The organism is Mesorhizobium sp. M0019, from assembly GCF_040323975.1.
Taxonomy (GTDB): domain Bacteria; phylum Pseudomonadota; class Alphaproteobacteria; order Rhizobiales; family Rhizobiaceae; genus Mesorhizobium.
On sequence record NZ_JAMYVK010000016.1, the window covers coordinates 104,146 to 119,236 of the forward strand.

Annotated in this window: 11 protein-coding genes and 1 pseudogene; 5 read left to right on the top strand and 7 right to left on the bottom strand. The window is 65.3% G+C overall.

Annotated elements, in window-relative coordinates:
• Positions 1–28 precede the first annotated feature (28 nt).
• Positions 29–2,062, top strand: coding sequence for an aldo/keto reductase (locus NKK47_RS14325; protein WP_352577359.1), 2,034 nt, complete (start codon positions 29–31; stop codon positions 2,060–2,062).
• A gap of 140 nt (positions 2,063–2,202) precedes the next feature.
• Entirely contained in the window at positions 2,203–3,984 is a 1,782-nt protein-coding gene (locus NKK47_RS14330; protein WP_352577361.1) for an NAD(P)-binding domain-containing protein, read from the top strand.
• A gap of 154 nt (positions 3,985–4,138) precedes the next feature.
• Here NKK47_RS14330 and NKK47_RS14335 read toward each other — a convergent pair whose 3' ends face one another.
• The 3 genes from NKK47_RS14335 to NKK47_RS14345 all read right to left on the bottom strand — a co-directional run bounded on the left by NKK47_RS14335 (position 4,139) and on the right by NKK47_RS14345 (position 6,543).
• The gene (locus tag NKK47_RS14335) at positions 4,139–5,368 is read right to left on the bottom strand and encodes an amidohydrolase/deacetylase family metallohydrolase (RefSeq protein WP_352577363.1); all 1,230 of its coding nucleotides are present in this window, start codon (positions 5,366–5,368) and stop codon (positions 4,139–4,141) included.
• Between the two features lie 22 nt (positions 5,369–5,390).
• Positions 5,391–5,756: a RidA family protein gene (locus NKK47_RS14340; RefSeq protein ID WP_023675940.1), complete on the bottom strand. Its 366-nt coding sequence runs from the start codon at positions 5,754–5,756 to the stop codon at positions 5,391–5,393.
• A 358-nt stretch (positions 5,757–6,114) separates the two neighbouring features.
• Positions 6,115–6,543, bottom strand: a complete 429-nt coding sequence (locus NKK47_RS14345) for an Lrp/AsnC family transcriptional regulator (RefSeq protein WP_023675939.1) — start codon at positions 6,541–6,543, stop codon at positions 6,115–6,117.
• Positions 6,544–6,666: 123 nt separating this feature from the next.
• Between NKK47_RS14345 and NKK47_RS14350 the strand changes: the two genes are divergently transcribed.
• Positions 6,667–7,770: a saccharopine dehydrogenase family protein gene (locus NKK47_RS14350; protein ID WP_352577365.1), complete on the top strand. Its 1,104-nt coding sequence runs from the start codon at positions 6,667–6,669 to the stop codon at positions 7,768–7,770.
• 168 nt (positions 7,771–7,938) lie between these two features.
• Here NKK47_RS14350 and lpdA read toward each other — a convergent pair whose 3' ends face one another.
• The 4 genes from lpdA to NKK47_RS14370 all read right to left on the bottom strand — a co-directional run bounded on the left by lpdA (position 7,939) and on the right by NKK47_RS14370 (position 13,232).
• Positions 7,939–9,333 carry a dihydrolipoyl dehydrogenase gene (gene lpdA / locus NKK47_RS14355; protein WP_352577377.1) on the bottom strand — a complete coding sequence of 465 codons (1,395 nt, stop codon included), beginning with the start codon at positions 9,331–9,333 and terminating at the stop codon, positions 7,939–7,941.
• Between the two features lie 246 nt (positions 9,334–9,579).
• Positions 9,580–10,974: a dihydrolipoamide acetyltransferase family protein gene (locus NKK47_RS14360; protein ID WP_352577367.1), complete on the bottom strand. Its 1,395-nt coding sequence runs from the start codon at positions 10,972–10,974 to the stop codon at positions 9,580–9,582.
• A 9-nt stretch (positions 10,975–10,983) separates the two neighbouring features.
• Positions 10,984–11,997 carry an alpha-ketoacid dehydrogenase subunit beta gene (locus NKK47_RS14365; RefSeq protein WP_352577369.1) on the bottom strand — a complete coding sequence of 338 codons (1,014 nt, stop codon included), beginning with the start codon at positions 11,995–11,997 and terminating at the stop codon, positions 10,984–10,986.
• 2 nt (positions 11,998–11,999) lie between these two features.
• On the bottom strand, positions 12,000–13,232 hold the full coding sequence (locus NKK47_RS14370; protein ID WP_254817940.1) for a 3-methyl-2-oxobutanoate dehydrogenase (2-methylpropanoyl-transferring) subunit alpha: 1,233 nt from the start codon (positions 13,230–13,232) through the stop codon (positions 12,000–12,002).
• A 431-nt stretch (positions 13,233–13,663) separates the two neighbouring features.
• Here NKK47_RS14370 and holA point away from each other — a divergent pair, with 431 nt between their 5' ends.
• Both holA and NKK47_RS14380 read left to right on the top strand, forming a co-directional pair.
• Complete coding sequence (holA, locus tag NKK47_RS14375; RefSeq protein ID WP_352577371.1) at positions 13,664–14,707, top strand: DNA polymerase III subunit delta; 1,044 nt, start codon at positions 13,664–13,666, stop codon at positions 14,705–14,707.
• A gap of 204 nt (positions 14,708–14,911) precedes the next feature.
• A pseudogene (locus NKK47_RS14380) lies at positions 14,912–15,091 on the top strand (IS5/IS1182 family transposase); the annotation flags it as partial.

Genomic DNA, 15,091 nt, shown 5'->3' on the forward strand with positions numbered 1-15,091 from the left:
GCTCGCGGCCACCCCACGGAGATTTGACATGACGTCCAAACCAGAAAAAGTTCGCTGGGGCATTCTCGGGCCCGGCAACATCGCCAAGGCTTTTGCCGGGGGCGTCGCCCATTCGCGCACCGGCACATTGGTCGCCTTAGGGGCGCGCAATCCTGGCAAGGCGGGGCTCACCGAGGCTTTCCCCGGCGCCCGCATCCTGGACGGCTACGAGGCTTTGGTTGGCGATCCGGATGTCGACGCGATCTATATTTCGACGCCGCATCCGAGCCATGCCGAATGGGCGATAAAGGCGGCCGAGGCCGGAAAGCACGTGCTTTGCGAAAAGCCGCTTGGCCTGACCGCATTCGAAGCCGACGCCATGATCCATGCCGCGCGCAAGGCCGGCACCTTTCTCGGCGAAGCCTTCATGTACCGGCTGCATCCGCAGACGGCCAGGCTGGTCGAGCTGATCAGGGCCGGCGCGATCGGCGACATCAAGATGATCAAATCCAGCTTCGGCTTCGCCATGCCGGGCTTCATGCCGGAGCACCGTCTCTACGCCAAGGATCTCGCCGGCGGCGGCATTCTCGATGTCGGCGGCTATCCCGTCTCGATGGCGCGGCTGATTGCCGGCGCCGCGGCGGGAAAGCCCTTCGCCGAGCCGGACAAAGTCGTCGGCGCTGCGCATCTCGGCCAATCCGGCGTCGACGAATGGGCGTCGGCGCTGTTGCATTTTCCGGGCGGCATCGTCGCGGAAGTGTCCTGCAGCATCTCGCTCGCTCAGGACAATGTCTTGCGTATTCTCGGCAGCAAAGGCCGCATCGAGGTGGCGGATTTCTGGTATGCCGGCGGCCAGCAAGGCGGCACCGGCGAAATCCGCATCATCCGTCCGGGTGACACCGAGGTGGTCGAGGTCACGGAGGACGGCTGGCTGTACGCATTTGAGGTCGACGCCGCCGGCGAGGCCATTCTCGGCGGAAAGCAGGAGTTCGCCTGGCCCGGTATGGGCTGGGCCGACAGTCTCGGCAATCTGCGCGTGCTCGACAAATGGCGGGCCGCAATCGGGCTCGAATACGACATCGAGAAACCGGCAAAGCGCGTCAACACGATCTCCGGACGGAAGCTGCGCTCCGGCGGAACCGCCATCCCCAAGCGCAGCATTCCGGGCCTGCCGCGGCCGGCCTCGTGCCTGGCGCTCGGCTTCGAGGATTTCCGCACCTTTTCGTCGGGCGCCATTCTGCTCGATGCCTATTTCGAGGCCGGCGGCAATCTGTTCGACACCGCCTTCGTCTACGGTTCCGGCTATACCGAGACGCTGCTCGGCCAGTGGCTGAAGAACCGCGGCGTGCGCGAGCAGTCGGTGGTCATCGGCAAGGGCGCGCACTCGCCGCTCTGCTATCCCGACGTCATCGGCAAGCAGCTCACCCAGTCGCTCGAACGGCTGCAGACCGACCATATCGACGTCTATTTCATGCACCGCGACAATCCGGACGTGCCGGTCGACGAGTTCGTCGATGCGATGGATCGCGAGGTCAAGGCCGGCCGCATTCGCGGTCCGTTCGGCGGCTCGAACTGGACGATGGAACGCATGGACAAGGCGATTGCCTATGCCGAGCGCACCGGCAAGCAGAAGCCCGGCGCGCTTTCCAACAATTTCTCGCTGGCCGAAATGTTGGAGCCGATCTGGGCAGGCTGCGTCACCTCCTCCAGCGACGAATGGAAGGCCTGGCTCACCGCCCGGCAGATGCCGAATTTCGCCTGGTCGAGCCAGGGCCGCGGCTTCTTCACCGACCGCGCCGGCCGCGACCGGCGCGACAATGAGGAGCTGGTCCGGGTCTGGTACTCGGAGAAGAATTTCGGCCGTCGCGACCGTGCCATCGAGCTCGCCAGACGGCTGGGCAAGAGCCCGATCCACGTCGCGCTCGCCTATGTGCTGGCGCAGCCGTTTCCGTCCATCCCGCTGATCGGGCCGCGCACGCTCGACGAATTGGAAGACAGTCTCCAGGCGCTCGACATTTCGCTTTCGCCGGACGATCTTGCATGGCTGGATAGCGGTTCGGATCAGGCCCGCGCGCGCGCCTGACAGCAGGGGTAGTCGCTTCGGCCTACGCTGCGCCCTTACCTTCCGGACTGTTTGCGCTGCCCTCACCCTCTCCCGCAAAGAACCGGGAAAGGGTAAGAATGAGGGCAGCGCAAACGTCACTGGAAGTTAGGGAAAGACAGATGCTCGACATCGCACCGACGAAACAGGCGGCCACCTGGCTTGGTTCCTTTGCGCGAGCACTCGAGGCCGGCGACGTCGAGGCCGCAACCAATTTGTTCGTCGAGGACTGCTACTGGCGCGATCTCTTGACCTTCACCTGGAACATCAAGACGATGGAAGGCCGCGCCGCGATCCGCGACATGCTGGCGGCGACGCTGGCAACGACCAGGCCTGCCCAGTGGCAGCTCAGCGGCGAAGCCACTTCGGACGAGGGCACGATCGAAGCCTGGTTTTCTTTCGAGACGTCATCGGCGTGGGGCCAAGGCATCATGCGCCTCAGGGACGGCAAATGCCGGACACTGTTTACCGCGATGAGCGATCTCAAGGGGTTGGAGGAGCGCAAAGGCCCGGCGCGGCCGCTGGGCGTCCGCCACAAGGCGGATCCGGAACGCGAGACCTGGCTGGAGGCGAGGCGCCGCGAGGCGCGTGACCTCGGCGTTAGCCAACAGCCCTACTGCCTGGTTATCGGCGGCGGCCAGGGCGGCATCATGCTGGGGGCGCGGCTCAGGCAATTGGGCGTGCCGGCCATCGTCATCGAGAAGAACACCCAGGCCGGCGATTCCTGGCGCAATCGCTACCGCTCGCTCGTGCTGCACGACCCGGTCTGGTACGACCATCTGCCCTACATCCCGTTTCCCGAGAACTGGCCGGTGTTCACGCCCAAGGACAAGATGGGCGACTGGCTGGAGATGTATACGCGCGTCATGGAGCTCAACTATTGGACCTCCACGACATGCGTCAGCGCGTCCTATGACGAGACCGAAAAGGTCTGGACGGTCGAGCTCGACCGCGCCGGCGAGCGCATCACGCTAAAGCCGAAGCACATCGTCTTTGCAACCGGTGCTTATGGCCCGCCCAGGCGCATCGACCTGCCGGGCGCCGAGGTCTTCGACGGCGAAATCCTGCATTCCAGCCAGTATTCCAGCGGCGAAAAATTCCGCGGCAAGAAGGTCGCCGTCATCGGCGCGGCAAGTTCCGGCCATGACGTCAGCGTCGACCTCTGGGAGAGCGGCGTCGAGGTGACCATGGTCCAGCGCTCGCCGACGACGGTGGTCAAGTCGGACACGCTGATGGAGATCGGTTTCGAGATCTTTTCGGAAAAGGCGCTGGCCCGCGGCATCACCACCGAGAAAGCGGACATGATCGTCGCCTCGACGCCGTTCGCGCTGCTGCCGCAAGGCCAGCGGGCGCTTTACGACATCATCAAGGCGCGCGACGCGGCCTTCTACGATCGCTTGCGCGGCGCCGGCTTCGCCATCGATTTCGGCGACGACGAGACCGGGCTCCTGATGAAGGCCTACCGCACCGGCTCGGGCTTCTACATCGATGTCGGCGCTTGCGACCTGATCATCGACGGCGAGATCGGCATCCGCAGTGGCGTCGGGATCAAGTCGCTGACGCAGACAGGCATCCTCTTCGACGACGGCACCGAACTGGCGGCCGACGCAATCATCGCCTGCACCGGCTATCTCTCGATGAACCAAACCGTGGCGGCGATCGTCTCGCGCGAAGTCGCCGACAAGGTCGGCCCGTGCTGGGGGATTGGCTCGGGCGTGAAAGGCGACCCGGGTCCGTGGCAAGGCGAATTGCGCAACATGTGGAAGCCGACGGCACAGGAAGCGCTGTGGTTCCACGGCGGCAATCTGGCGCTGTCGCGCTTCTATTCGAAGTACGTCGCGCTGCAGATCAAGGCGCGCATGGAAGGCATTGCGACGCCGGTCTATGGAGCGCCGGGGCGGTGACGGCCAATCTCCCGCCTTGTGGGGGAGATGTCCGGCAGGACAGAGGGGGTCGCCGCGCGTCGAGCGCCAACCTCCATCCGTTGCAGGAAGACGAGCCCGGTCGAACCGACCCCCTCTGTCGCCTTCGGCGACATCTCCCCCTCAAGGCGGGAGATCACCCACGCTCGAAATGCCGGCTCACAACATCGACATGAGTGTCGTGCGCATGCGCTTCGAAGCGTTCGGTCTCGCCGAGATCGTCCACCGCCTCGTTCGGCCACCAGCTGCCGCCGACCACGATTCCGTCCGAGACCAGCCTTTGCTCGGCGACCAGCGAGGCGCCGACCGAATCGACAAAGGTGAAGCGGCCCGGACGCAGCCGCAGCACCGCGATGTCGCCGACCGCACCAACCGCAAGCCTGCCGAGATCGGGCCTGGCGATCGCTTCGGCAGGGCGCTGCGTGGCGGCGCGCAGCACCTCGACCAGCGGCATGCCGAGCGCCAGCAGCTTCGACATGCACACCAGAATGTCGAAGGCCGGCCCGTCGACGCAGTAGAGATGCACGTCGCTGCTGATCACGTCCGGCGCCAGCCCCTCGCTGAGCATCGCTTTCGCCACTTCGAAATCGAACGAGCCCATGCCGTGGCCGATGTCGAAGATGACGCCGCGCTCGCGCGCCAGCCGCATATCTGGCCGCACCGCCCCCGAGGCGAAGACCGGCGCGTTGGGAAACGGCCGGAAGCAGTGGGTGAGGATGTCGCCCTTGCGCAGCCGCGGCAGCACTTCCGAGCGGCCCGGCGGCGGCTCGTCTATGTGCGCCATCAGCGGCAGGCCGGCCTTGTCGGCGGCTTCGAGCGCGAGATCGACCGGCGCGATGCCGCTGGTGCCGCCGGCATGGCGACCCGAGCGGACCTTGACGCCGACAACCACGTCCGCGTGCTCGCGAGCCGCCGCTACCGTCTCGCGCGGTTCGCAGAGCCGGAGGTCGCTACACTCGCCGACCGCCACGGTCTGCGAGAAGCCGAATATGCCGGCAAAGGAAATGTTGACATAGGCCAGGATGCGGACTTTCGAGCGCTCGATGACGTGGCGGCGAAAGCCGAGGAAATTGCCGGCGCCGGCACTTCCGGCATCGATGAAGGTGGTGGTGCCGCTTTTCGCCGCGAGCCGGTCGGCATCGACGCCGAGCGACGTGCCGCCCCAATAGACATGGCTGTGCAGGTCGATCAGGCCCGGCGCGACGATGGAGCCCGTGGCATCGATGACGCGGGCGGCACGTTCGAAGGGGATTTCGGTGTCGATCGCGGCGATACGGCCGTCGGCAATCGCCAGATCGCGCTGCGCGTCGAGGCCGGACGCCGGATCGATGAGGCGGCCGCCTTTTATCAGGAGATCGAATTGCATCGCGCCTGTCTCCACTTTCCCGTCAGGCCGGCCTGTAGGCAACGGCCTCGACCTCGATCTTGATGTCGATCATCAGCCGCGACTCCACTGTCGTGCGCGCCGGCGGGTCTTTCGGGAAATGCCTGGCATAGACGGTGTTGAAAATGCCGAAATCGCGGGCGTCTTCGAGCCAGACCGTCGTCTTGACTACGTCGTCGAGGGTACAGCCGGCCAGCGCCAGTGCCGCCTTGACGTTCGACAGCACCTGCTCGGTCTGTTCGGCGATGCCGCCCTTGACCACCAGCCCGTCTGTGCCGACCGGCACCTGGCCTGAGACATAGACGAAATCGCCGGCCCTGACCGCCGGCGACAACGGCACATGGGATTTTCCAAAACACTGCTTGGGCAAGGAGGCCTCCTGTCTAGGTTCTTTGGGTGAACGCGCGGTGCTGCGAGAGATAGGGGGCGGCTGCACGCCATCGATCCACATTTTGAAAGCCTATATCGCTTTGCTGCGGTAACGCCACAACGATCACCGCCCTTGCTGATCCTTCGCGCCCCCCTCTGTCCTGCCCTCTTTGCGATCACTTGGCATCTCCCCCTCTAGTGGGGAGATCGGCAGCTTCGCCGATAGCATCCATTCAGCCACCTTGGAGATTGGCGAAAGCCGCGGTGACATCCAATCTCCCCCTGGAGGGGGAGATGCCCGGCAGGGCAGAGAGGGGGGCGCTGTCCCGACAGCGTCTGGACCCGCGACACCAGCCGGCTCAGCGGTCGATCCGCGTCGACAGGATGATCGACGACGACGTGCGCTCGACTCCGTCCATGGCGCCGATCTGGTCGAGAAGCGTGTCGAGATCCCTGATCGACGGCGCCTCGACGATGACGATCATATCGAAATTGCCGCTGACCGAGTGCAGCGTGCGAACCGGTGCCAGCGCCTGCAGGCTGCGCACCACCTTGTCGGCAAGCTTGGGGGTGACGGTGAGCAGGACATGCGCCCTGACCAGCCCCTGCTCGTAATCCGGCAACAGCCTGACCCCGTAGCCGGCGATGATGCCGCGCTGTTCCAGCCGCTCGATCCGGCTTTGCACCGTTGTTCGTGAGACGCCGAGCCGCCGCGCCAGTTCGGCGGTCGAGGCGCGCGCATTGGTGCGCAGCAGGGAAAGCAGAGCCTGGTCGGCATCGCTGAGCATTTCGACGAACCTTACCGGCACATTGCCCAAAGAGAGGCTGCGTTTCGTACAATCTCACGCTTCCTTTCGACAGGCAAGCTGCGATTCTAACCGTGAATTTAGCATTGGTGCGAGGGACCGGTCATGAAGGAAATCATCGTCGTCGGCGCCGGCAAGATCGGCTCGACCATTGCCGAGATGCTGGCTTCCACGGGCGACTACCATGTCACGCTCATCGACCGCTCGGCGGCGCAGCTCGGCGCGGCCGAACTGTCTGAAACGGTCGAGACGCTGGAACTCGATATCGAAGCCGCCGGCACGCTCGAAGCCGCCTTGGCCGGCAAGTTCGCGGTGCTCAGCGCCGCGCCCTTCCATCTGACCACGCGCATCGCCGAGGCGGCGGCCAGTGCCGGCGTGCATTATCTCGATCTGACCGAGGACGTCGTCAGCACCAGGCGCGTCAAGGAACTGGCGCGTTCCGGCAGCAGCGCCTTCATTCCGCAATGCGGGCTGGCGCCGGGCTTCATCTCGATCGTTGCCAACGATCTCGCCAGCCGCTTCGACACGCTGGAAAGCGTGCGCATGCGGGTCGGCGCGCTGCCGCAATACCCGTCGAATGCGCTAAACTACAATCTGACCTGGAGCACCGACGGCGTCATCAACGAATATTGCGAGCCGTGCGAGGCGATCGTCGAAGGCGAGCTTGTCGAAGTGCCGCCGCTGGAGGAGCGTGAAGAATTCTCGCTCGACGGCGTCACCTACGAGGCGTTCAACACCTCGGGCGGGCTGGGCACGCTGGCCGAAACGCTGAAAGGCAAGGTGCGGACGCTGAACTACCGCACCATCCGCTATCCGGGCCATGCCGCGATCATGAAGGCGCTGCTCAACGACCTCGGCCTGCGCCACCGCCGCGACGTGCTGAAGGACATTTTCGAAAGCGCCCTGCCGGCGACGCTGCAGGACGTGGTCATCGTCTTCGTCACCGTCAGCGGCCGCAAGAACGGCCGCCTGCTGCAAGAGACCTACGCCAACAAGATCTACGCCAAGCGCGTCGGCGAAACGGTGCGCAGCGCCATCCAGATCACCACCGCCTCCGCCATCTGCGCGGTGCTCGACATGCTGGCCGACGGCACCTTGCCGGCGAGAGGCTTCATCAAGCAGGAGGACATCGCCCTCGACGCCTTCCTGGCCAACCGCTTCGGCCGCGCCTATGCGCAGCACGAAATGGTTAGCCGGCTTGCAGGGTGAGCTGCGTAATCTCCCCCCTCGAGGGGGAGATGTCGCCGAAGGCGACAGAGGGGGTCGCCTCGCGTAGAGCGCCAACCTCCATCTGTCGCAAGGGAGGTCGCATCCAGTCGAACCGACCCCCTCTGGCCTGCCGGCCATCTCCCCCTCAAGGGGGGAGAGCGCGAGCCCTCAGACATGCACCGCCCGCCCCAGCGCCTTCAGCGCCGCTTCCTGAAAACCCTCGCCCTGTGTCGGATGGGCATGGATCGTCCCGGCGATATCCTCCAGCGTCGCGCCCATCTCCAGCGCCAGCCCAAAGGCCGTCGACAGTTCCGACACGCCCTGGCCGACGGCCTGGATGCCAAGCACCAGATGGTTGTCCGCCCGCGCCACTACCCGGACGAATCCGTCCTCGCCCAACTTCGTCATCGCCCGGCCATTGGCGGTGAAGGGAAACAGTCCGACCTTGATCTCGCCACGGGTCTTGGCCTCCTCCGGCGACAGGCCTGCGGTGACCAGCTCCGGATCGGTGAAACAGACAGCCGGGATCGCTCGTCTGTCCCAGCTGCGCTTGTGGCCGGCGACGATCTCGGCGACCATTTCGCCTTGCGCCATGGCCCGGTGCGCCAGCATCGGCTCGCCGGTGACGTCGCCAATGGCAAAGATTCCACGCATCGAGCTGCGGCACTGGTCGTCGATGCGGATGAAGGGTCCGGCCATGTCGAGGTCGATCTGCTCCAACCCCCAGCCTTCGGTCACCGGCTTGCGACCGACCGTGACAAGCACCTTGTCGGCGGCAATCTTGCCGTTCTTGCCGCCATTCGTCTCGACCAGCAGCGCGTCGCGCTTGGTGGACAGCCCCTTGGCCTTGGCGTTCACGAGCACCTCGATGCCGAGTTCGGCCAGCCGCTTCACCACCGGTCGGGTCAGTTCCGCATCATATTGCGCCAGCACGCGGGGCAACGCCTCGACCACGGTCACCTTGGCGCCCAGCTTGGCAAAGGCGATGCCGAGTTCCAGCCCGATATAGCCGCCGCCGACCACCGCCAGCCTCTCCGGAACTTCGCTCAGCGCCAGCGCCTCGGCCGACGAAATGACCGGCCCGCCGAACGGTAGCGATGGCAGCTCGACCGGCGCCGAGCCGGTCGCTATCACCACAGTTTCGGCTCGGATCACCTGCATGCCGATCTCGGTCTCGACGGCAACGGTCTTGCCGTCGCGAAATGTCGCCCAGCCATGCACGGTCTTCACGCCAGCTTTCTTCAGCAGGCCGGCGACGCCGTTGTTCAGCCGGCTAACGATGCCGTCTTTCCAGGCAATGGTCGCCGCGAGATCAAGCGACGGTGCCGCGACCGTTATGCCGAGTGGACTTTTGCCGCCGGCCATGTGCGAGAGCTTTTCGAACTCTTCGGCTGCATGGATCAGCGCCTTTGACGGGATGCAGCCGACATTGAGGCAAGTGCCGCCCGGTTTGCCTGCCTCGACGATCACCGTGTCGATGCCAAGCTGCCCGGCGCGGATGGCACAGACATAGCCGCCCGGACCGGCGCCGATGACCAGCAGCTTGCAGGAGATTTCCTTCATCATTGCACCTTAGTTCGACGAGCCGGCGGGGCAGCACCCCCCTCTGTCCTGCCGGACATCTCCCCCTCAAGGGGGGAGATTGGCAGCTTTCGCGTTCGGCTTAGTCCTGCAAAGCTGGAGATTGGCGAAAGGCGGGATGACGGCCGATCTCCCCCATTGAGGGGGAGATGCCCGGTAGGGCAGAGGGGGGCGCGAAGGATCGCTACTGCTCTCATCTCGCGCCCCTGCGATCCTCTGTTCATCTCCTCAATCCACAAAAATCAGCGCTGGCGTTTCCAGCAGCGTCTTTATCCGCTGGATGAACACCGCCGCGTCCCAACCGTCGACGACGCGGTGGTCGAAGCTGGAGGACAGGTTCATCATCTTGCGCGGGATGAATTGGCTGCCGTCCCATACCGGCCGCACCATCATCTTGTTGACGCCGACGATCGCCACTTCCGGATGATTGATCACCGGCGTCGTCGCCACGCCGCCCATGGCGCCCAGCGAAGTGATGGTGATGGTCGATCCCGAGAGTTCGTCGCGCGTCGCCGTGCCGGATTTTGCCGCCTCGGCCAGCCTGACAACCTCGGCTGCACAGTCCCAGATGTCCCGCGCCTCGGCGTGCTTGACCACCGGCACCATCAGCCCGGAAGCCGTCTGCGCGGCGATGCCGATATGGACGCCGCCATGCTGGTGGACGATGCCGGCTTCGTCGTCGAACAGTGCGTTGACATTGGGCTGGTCGGCGATTGCCTTGATCATCGCCCGCATCAGGAACGGCAGCAGCGTCAGCTTCGGCCTGTCCCCGCCCGGCCGCTTCTCCTTGTTGAGCGCGGCGCGCAAATCCTCGAGCGCGGTGACGTCGATCTCCTCGACATAGGTGATATGCGGGATGCGCGACTTGGCCAGCGTCATCTTCTCGGCGATCTTTCGCCTGAGCCCGACTATCTTGATGTCCTCGACCGTCTCGTTGCGGGCGAGGCCAGGGGCCTTCGCGAGCTGCGGTCCGCGTGCCAGGAAGGCGTCGATGTCCTCGTGCCGGATGCGGCCGGCTGGGCCGGTTCCCGGGACCTGCCGAAGGTCGATGCCGGCCTCTTTCGCCCTGAGGCGGACAGCCGGCGAGGCCAGTGGCTTTTCTCCCTCGGGGCGCGGCGCGCCGACCGGCGCTATACCCCCGAAAGCCGGCGCAGTACCCCCACCCCTAACCCCTCCCCACAAGGGGGAGGGGGATTCGCCACCCGCCGCACTTAGTCCCTTATGTGTTGGTGTTTTTCCAGATGATCGTGGAGCGGTCTCGGGTTCGGCCTTGGAGGTTGCGGCACGTCCCCCTCCCCCTTGTGGGGAGGGGTTAGGGGTGGGGGTATTCTTGGCGCCCGCCTCAGTGGCCTGCGACGCAGCATCCCTGACATTACCCTCGCCCGCCACCTTCAACCTGACAATCGGCGAGCCGATCGCCACCGTGTCGCCGATCTCGGCGCCCAACCAGACGATTTCGCCATCGACGGGCGAAGGAATTTCGACCGTCGCCTTGTCGGTCATGACAGCGGCCAGCACGGCATCCTCGCGCACGAGATCGCCGACCTTGACCTGCCATTCGACGAGCTCGGCCTCGGCTACGCCTTCGCCGACATCGGGCAGCTTGATGACATATTCGCCCATCGTCCCCCCTCAGGCTTCCATCGTTTCGACCAGCGCGCGGCCTAGCCGGGCAGGACCGGGAAAATAGTCCCACTCCTGCGCATGCGGATAGGGCGTGTCCCAGCCGGTGACCCGCGCCACCGGCGCTTCCAGATGGTAGAAGCAGTTCTCCTGGACCAGGGCCGACAGCTCGGCGCCGAACCCCGATGTCAGCGTCGCCTCGTGCACGACCACGCAGCGCCCGGTCTTGTTGACCGAGGCGACGATCGTCTCGAGATCGAGCGGCAGCAGCGTTCTCAGATCGATGATCTCGGCATCGATGCCGGTCTCCTCGGCCGCCGCCTGGGCGACATAGACCATCGTGCCGTAGGCAAGCACGGTGACTGCCGCGCCCTGCCTGCGGATCACCGCCTTGCCGAGCGGCACCGTGTAATGGCCGTCGGCGACTTCGCCGAGCTCATGTTTCGACCATGGCGTTACCGGCCGCTCATGATGACCGTCGAAAGGCCCATTATAAAGCCGCTTCGGTTCCAGGAAGATCACCGGGTCCGGATCCTCTATCGACGCGATCAAAAGGCCCTTGGCGTCATGCGGGTTCGAGGGCACCACGACTTTCAGGCCGGAGACGTGGGTGAACAGCGCCTCCGGGCTCTGGCTGTGGGTCTGGCCGCCGAAAATGCCGCCGCCGGTCGGCATCCTGACCACGATCGGGCAGATGAAATCGCCGTTCGACCGGTAGCGCAGCCGCGCCGCCTCCGAGACGATCTGGTCATAGGCCGGATAAACATAGTCGGCAAACTGCACCTCGACGCAAGGCTTCAGCCCGTAGGCGGCCATGCCGATGGCCGCGCCGACAATGCCGGATTCGCTGATCGGCGCATCGAAGCAGCGGCCCTTGCCGTATTTCGCCTGCAGGCCTTGCGTGCAGCGGAAGACGCCGCCGAAGAAGCCGACATCCTCGCCGAACACGATGACGCGCTCGTCGCGCGCCATCGACACGTCCATGGCGTCGCGGATCGCCTCGATCATGGTCCGCCGCGGCATGGTCAGACCCCTGCCTGTTGGCGCTGGCGCCTGAGATGCGGCGGCATCTCGGCATAGACGCCCTCGAACATGTCGCGCGCCGAGGGCTTGCCGCCGGCATGCAGCGTGCCATGGCGCTCGGCCTCCCGCTGCGCCGAAATCACCGTGTCGAGGATTTCCGCCTCGGCCTGGGCGTGGCGTTCGTCCGACCAGACGCCGCGCTGGATGAGATGGTTCTTCAGCCTGACGATCGGGTCGCCGAGCGGCCAGGCATCGGACTCGGCCTTCGGCCGGTAAGCCGACGGATCGTCGGAGCTCGAATGGGCGCCGACGCGGTAAGTGACGTATTCGACCAGCGTCGGCCCGAGATTGCTGCGCGCCCGTTCCGCCGCCCATTTGGCCACCGCATGGACGGCGAGATAGTCGTTGCCGTCGACGCGCAGCGACGGAATACCGAAGCCGAGCCCACGGGCGGCAAAAGTGCCGGAACCGCCGCGGGCGATGCCCTGGAAGGTCGAGATCGCCCACTGGTTGTTGACGACGTTGAGCACAACCGGCGCCTTGTAGGTCGAGGCGAACACCAGCGCCGAATGGAAGTCGGACTCGGCGGTCGAGCCGTCGCCGATCCAGGCGGCGGCGATCTTTGAATCGTTGCTGATTGCCGAGGCCATCGCCCAGCCGACCGCCTGGATGTACTGCGTCGCCAGATTGCCGGAGATCGAGAAGAAGCCGTGCTCCTTCGATGAATACATGATCGGCAATTGCCGCCCTTTCAGCGGATCGGCCTCGTTCGAATAGATCTGGTTCATCATCGTGACCATCGGGTAGCCGTCGGCGATGAGCAGGCCGGCCTGCCGATAGGTCGGAAAATTCATGTCGCCCCGCGACAGCGCCTTGCGGAAGGCGCAGCTCACTGCCTCTTCGCCGAGATGCTGCATGTAGAAAGAGGTCTTGCCCTGGCGCTGCGCCATCTGCATGCGCGCATCGAAGCTGCGCAGCGTCATCATATGGCGCAGCCCCTCCAGCAACTCGTCGTCCGAAAGCAGCCCTGCCCAAGGCCCGACCGCCTCGCCGGCGCGGTTGAGCACGCGAATGATCGAGAAGGCCAGATCGCGGATGTCGCGCGGGTCGACGTCGATCTTCGGGCGCGGCACCGAGCCAGCTTTTGGAATGCTCACATTGGAGAAATCCGGCGTCCCGCCCGGCCGCACTTCCGGTTCCGGAACATGGAAGCGCAGCATTCCGGCATCGGCCATGATCTCGGTCCTCCACTGTTGCCCGGCTAGGATATTTGCACACCGCCAGACCAGTGCCAATTCGTCGGGCGAGGCTTCGCTGCCGCTGGCTGCTGCCCGCGGCAGACAGGATGGAGATATGTCGGCGAAATTTCTTGTCGACCTTCCGCGCCGGCGCGCAATTTGGGAGATGATTGCGCCGGGTTTCCCGCCAGATAAGGCAATGCGTCGGGTTGGTCGGCGCGAGCACCTCCTTCTCCCCTTTGTGGGAGAAGGTGGCCGAGCGAAGCTCGGTCGGATTTGGGGTGTTCCAGCTTGGCATCGACAGCACTCCGGCCGGCACCCCTCAACCGTCTTGGAGCTACGCGCCAATTCACCTTCTCCCACAAGGGGGAGAAGGAAAGGAGGGCGGCGCCGTTCACCCCGCGCCCGCGTCATGCTAATCAGCGCCCATGGCACAAAAGAAAGCATACGAGGTCGATGCATGGCTCGCGAAGCCGGATCCGCGCGTCTCGATCGTGCTGCTTTACGGTCCCGATCGCGGGCTGGTTGCCGAGCGGGCAAAGGCCTTTGCCGGCAAGACCGGCCTGCCGCTTGACGATCCGTTCTCGGTCGTCAGGCTGGACGGTTCGGAGGTCGATCGCGACGAGGGCCGCCTGCTCGACGAGGCCCGCACCGTGCCGATGTTTTCGGAGCGGCGCCTGCTATGGGTGCGCAATGCCGGCGCCCAGAAGGCGCTTGCCGACGACGTCAAGGCGCTGACGTCCGAGCCCGCGCGGGACGCCATCATCCTCATCGAGGCCGGCGACCTGAAGAAGGGCGTCGGCCTGCGCGCCGTGGTGGAGGCGGCGGACAATGCCATGGCATTGCCTTGCTATGCCGATGAGGCCAGGGATATCGATACGGTCATCGACGACGAACTGCGCAAGGCCGGCATGTCGATGACACTGGAGGCGCGGCAGGCGCTGCGCCGCAATCTCGGCGGCGACCGGCTGGCCTCGCGGGGCGAAATCGAAAAGCTGGTGCTTTATGCGCATGGCCAGGCCGAAATCGGCCTCGACGACGTCAAGGCGACATCCGGCGATGTCTCCGGCCTCTCCTTCGATGCGGCCGTCGACGCCCTGCTCGAAGGCAGGATCGCCGACTTCGACACCGCCTTCACCCGCCATTGCCAGTCCGGCGGCCAGCCCTTTCTGGTACTTTCATCGGCGATGCGGCAGTTGCAGGCAATCCAGGCGATGCGCGGCCAGATGGACGCCGGCGGCCGCAATGCCGCTTCGGTCGTTGCCGCGGCGCGCCCGCCGGTTTTTTTCTCCCGGCGCAAGCTGGTGGAGAAAGCCCTCGAACGGTGGAGCAGCGAAGCGCTCGGCCGCGCACTCAACCGCCTGCAGACGGCGGTCCTGCAGACACGCCGGCGGCCGGATCTGTCGATCGCGCTGGCACGCCAGGCCCTGCTCGGCATTGCCGTGGAGAGCGCAAGGCTGGCGCAGAGATAGGAGCACCCGCCCTTCTCCCCCTGTGGGAGAAGGTGGATCGGCGCGCAGCGCCGAGACGGATGAGGGGTGTTGGACGGAATGAGGCGTCGGCGTTCCCTGGAACACCCCTCATCCGTCGCCTTCGGCGACACCTTCTCCCACAGGGGGCCTGTTGCGTAATTCGCTGATTGTGATTCTCTGAGACGAAGCTCGGAGGGAATCGCGATGGCAGTGAAGCAGATGGGCCAGTTGAGCTTGGCGGAGGCTTTTCTGGGCGGCAAGTTGGCTGGCGGTTCTTCACCGCTTGATCGATTGTCGGGTCTGGTGAAGTGGTATCGCTTCGAGAAGCTGCTCAACCCGCTGCGCGATGGCGGACCCGGACGGGCAGCTTGGCCACCGCTGGTT

Bases quoted from the DNA above. Each gene is read 5' to 3' on its own strand.
- NKK47_RS14365 (WP_352577369.1), bottom strand. From the start codon at position 11,997: ATGCCGCGGCGGACCATGATCGAGGCGATCCGCGACGCCATGGACGTG.
- NKK47_RS14360 (WP_352577367.1), bottom strand. From the start codon at position 10,974: ATGGGCGAATATGTCATCAAGCTGCCCGATGTCGGCGAAGGCGTAGCC.
- NKK47_RS14325 (WP_352577359.1), top strand. From the start codon at position 29: ATGACGTCCAAACCAGAAAAAGTTCGCTGGGGCATTCTCGGGCCCGGC.
- NKK47_RS14350 (WP_352577365.1), top strand. From the start codon at position 6,667: ATGAAGGAAATCATCGTCGTCGGCGCCGGCAAGATCGGCTCGACCATT.
- NKK47_RS14345 (WP_023675939.1), bottom strand. From the start codon at position 6,543: ATGCTCAGCGATGCCGACCAGGCTCTGCTTTCCCTGCTGCGCACCAAT.
- NKK47_RS14330 (WP_352577361.1), top strand. From the start codon at position 2,203: ATGCTCGACATCGCACCGACGAAACAGGCGGCCACCTGGCTTGGTTCC.
- NKK47_RS14335 (WP_352577363.1), bottom strand. From the start codon at position 5,368: ATGCAATTCGATCTCCTGATAAAAGGCGGCCGCCTCATCGATCCGGCG.
- lpdA (WP_352577377.1), bottom strand. From the start codon at position 9,333: ATGAAGGAAATCTCCTGCAAGCTGCTGGTCATCGGCGCCGGTCCGGGC.
- holA (WP_352577371.1), top strand. From the start codon at position 13,664: ATGGCACAAAAGAAAGCATACGAGGTCGATGCATGGCTCGCGAAGCCG.
- NKK47_RS14370 (WP_254817940.1), bottom strand. From the start codon at position 13,232: ATGGCCGATGCCGGAATGCTGCGCTTCCATGTTCCGGAACCGGAAGTG.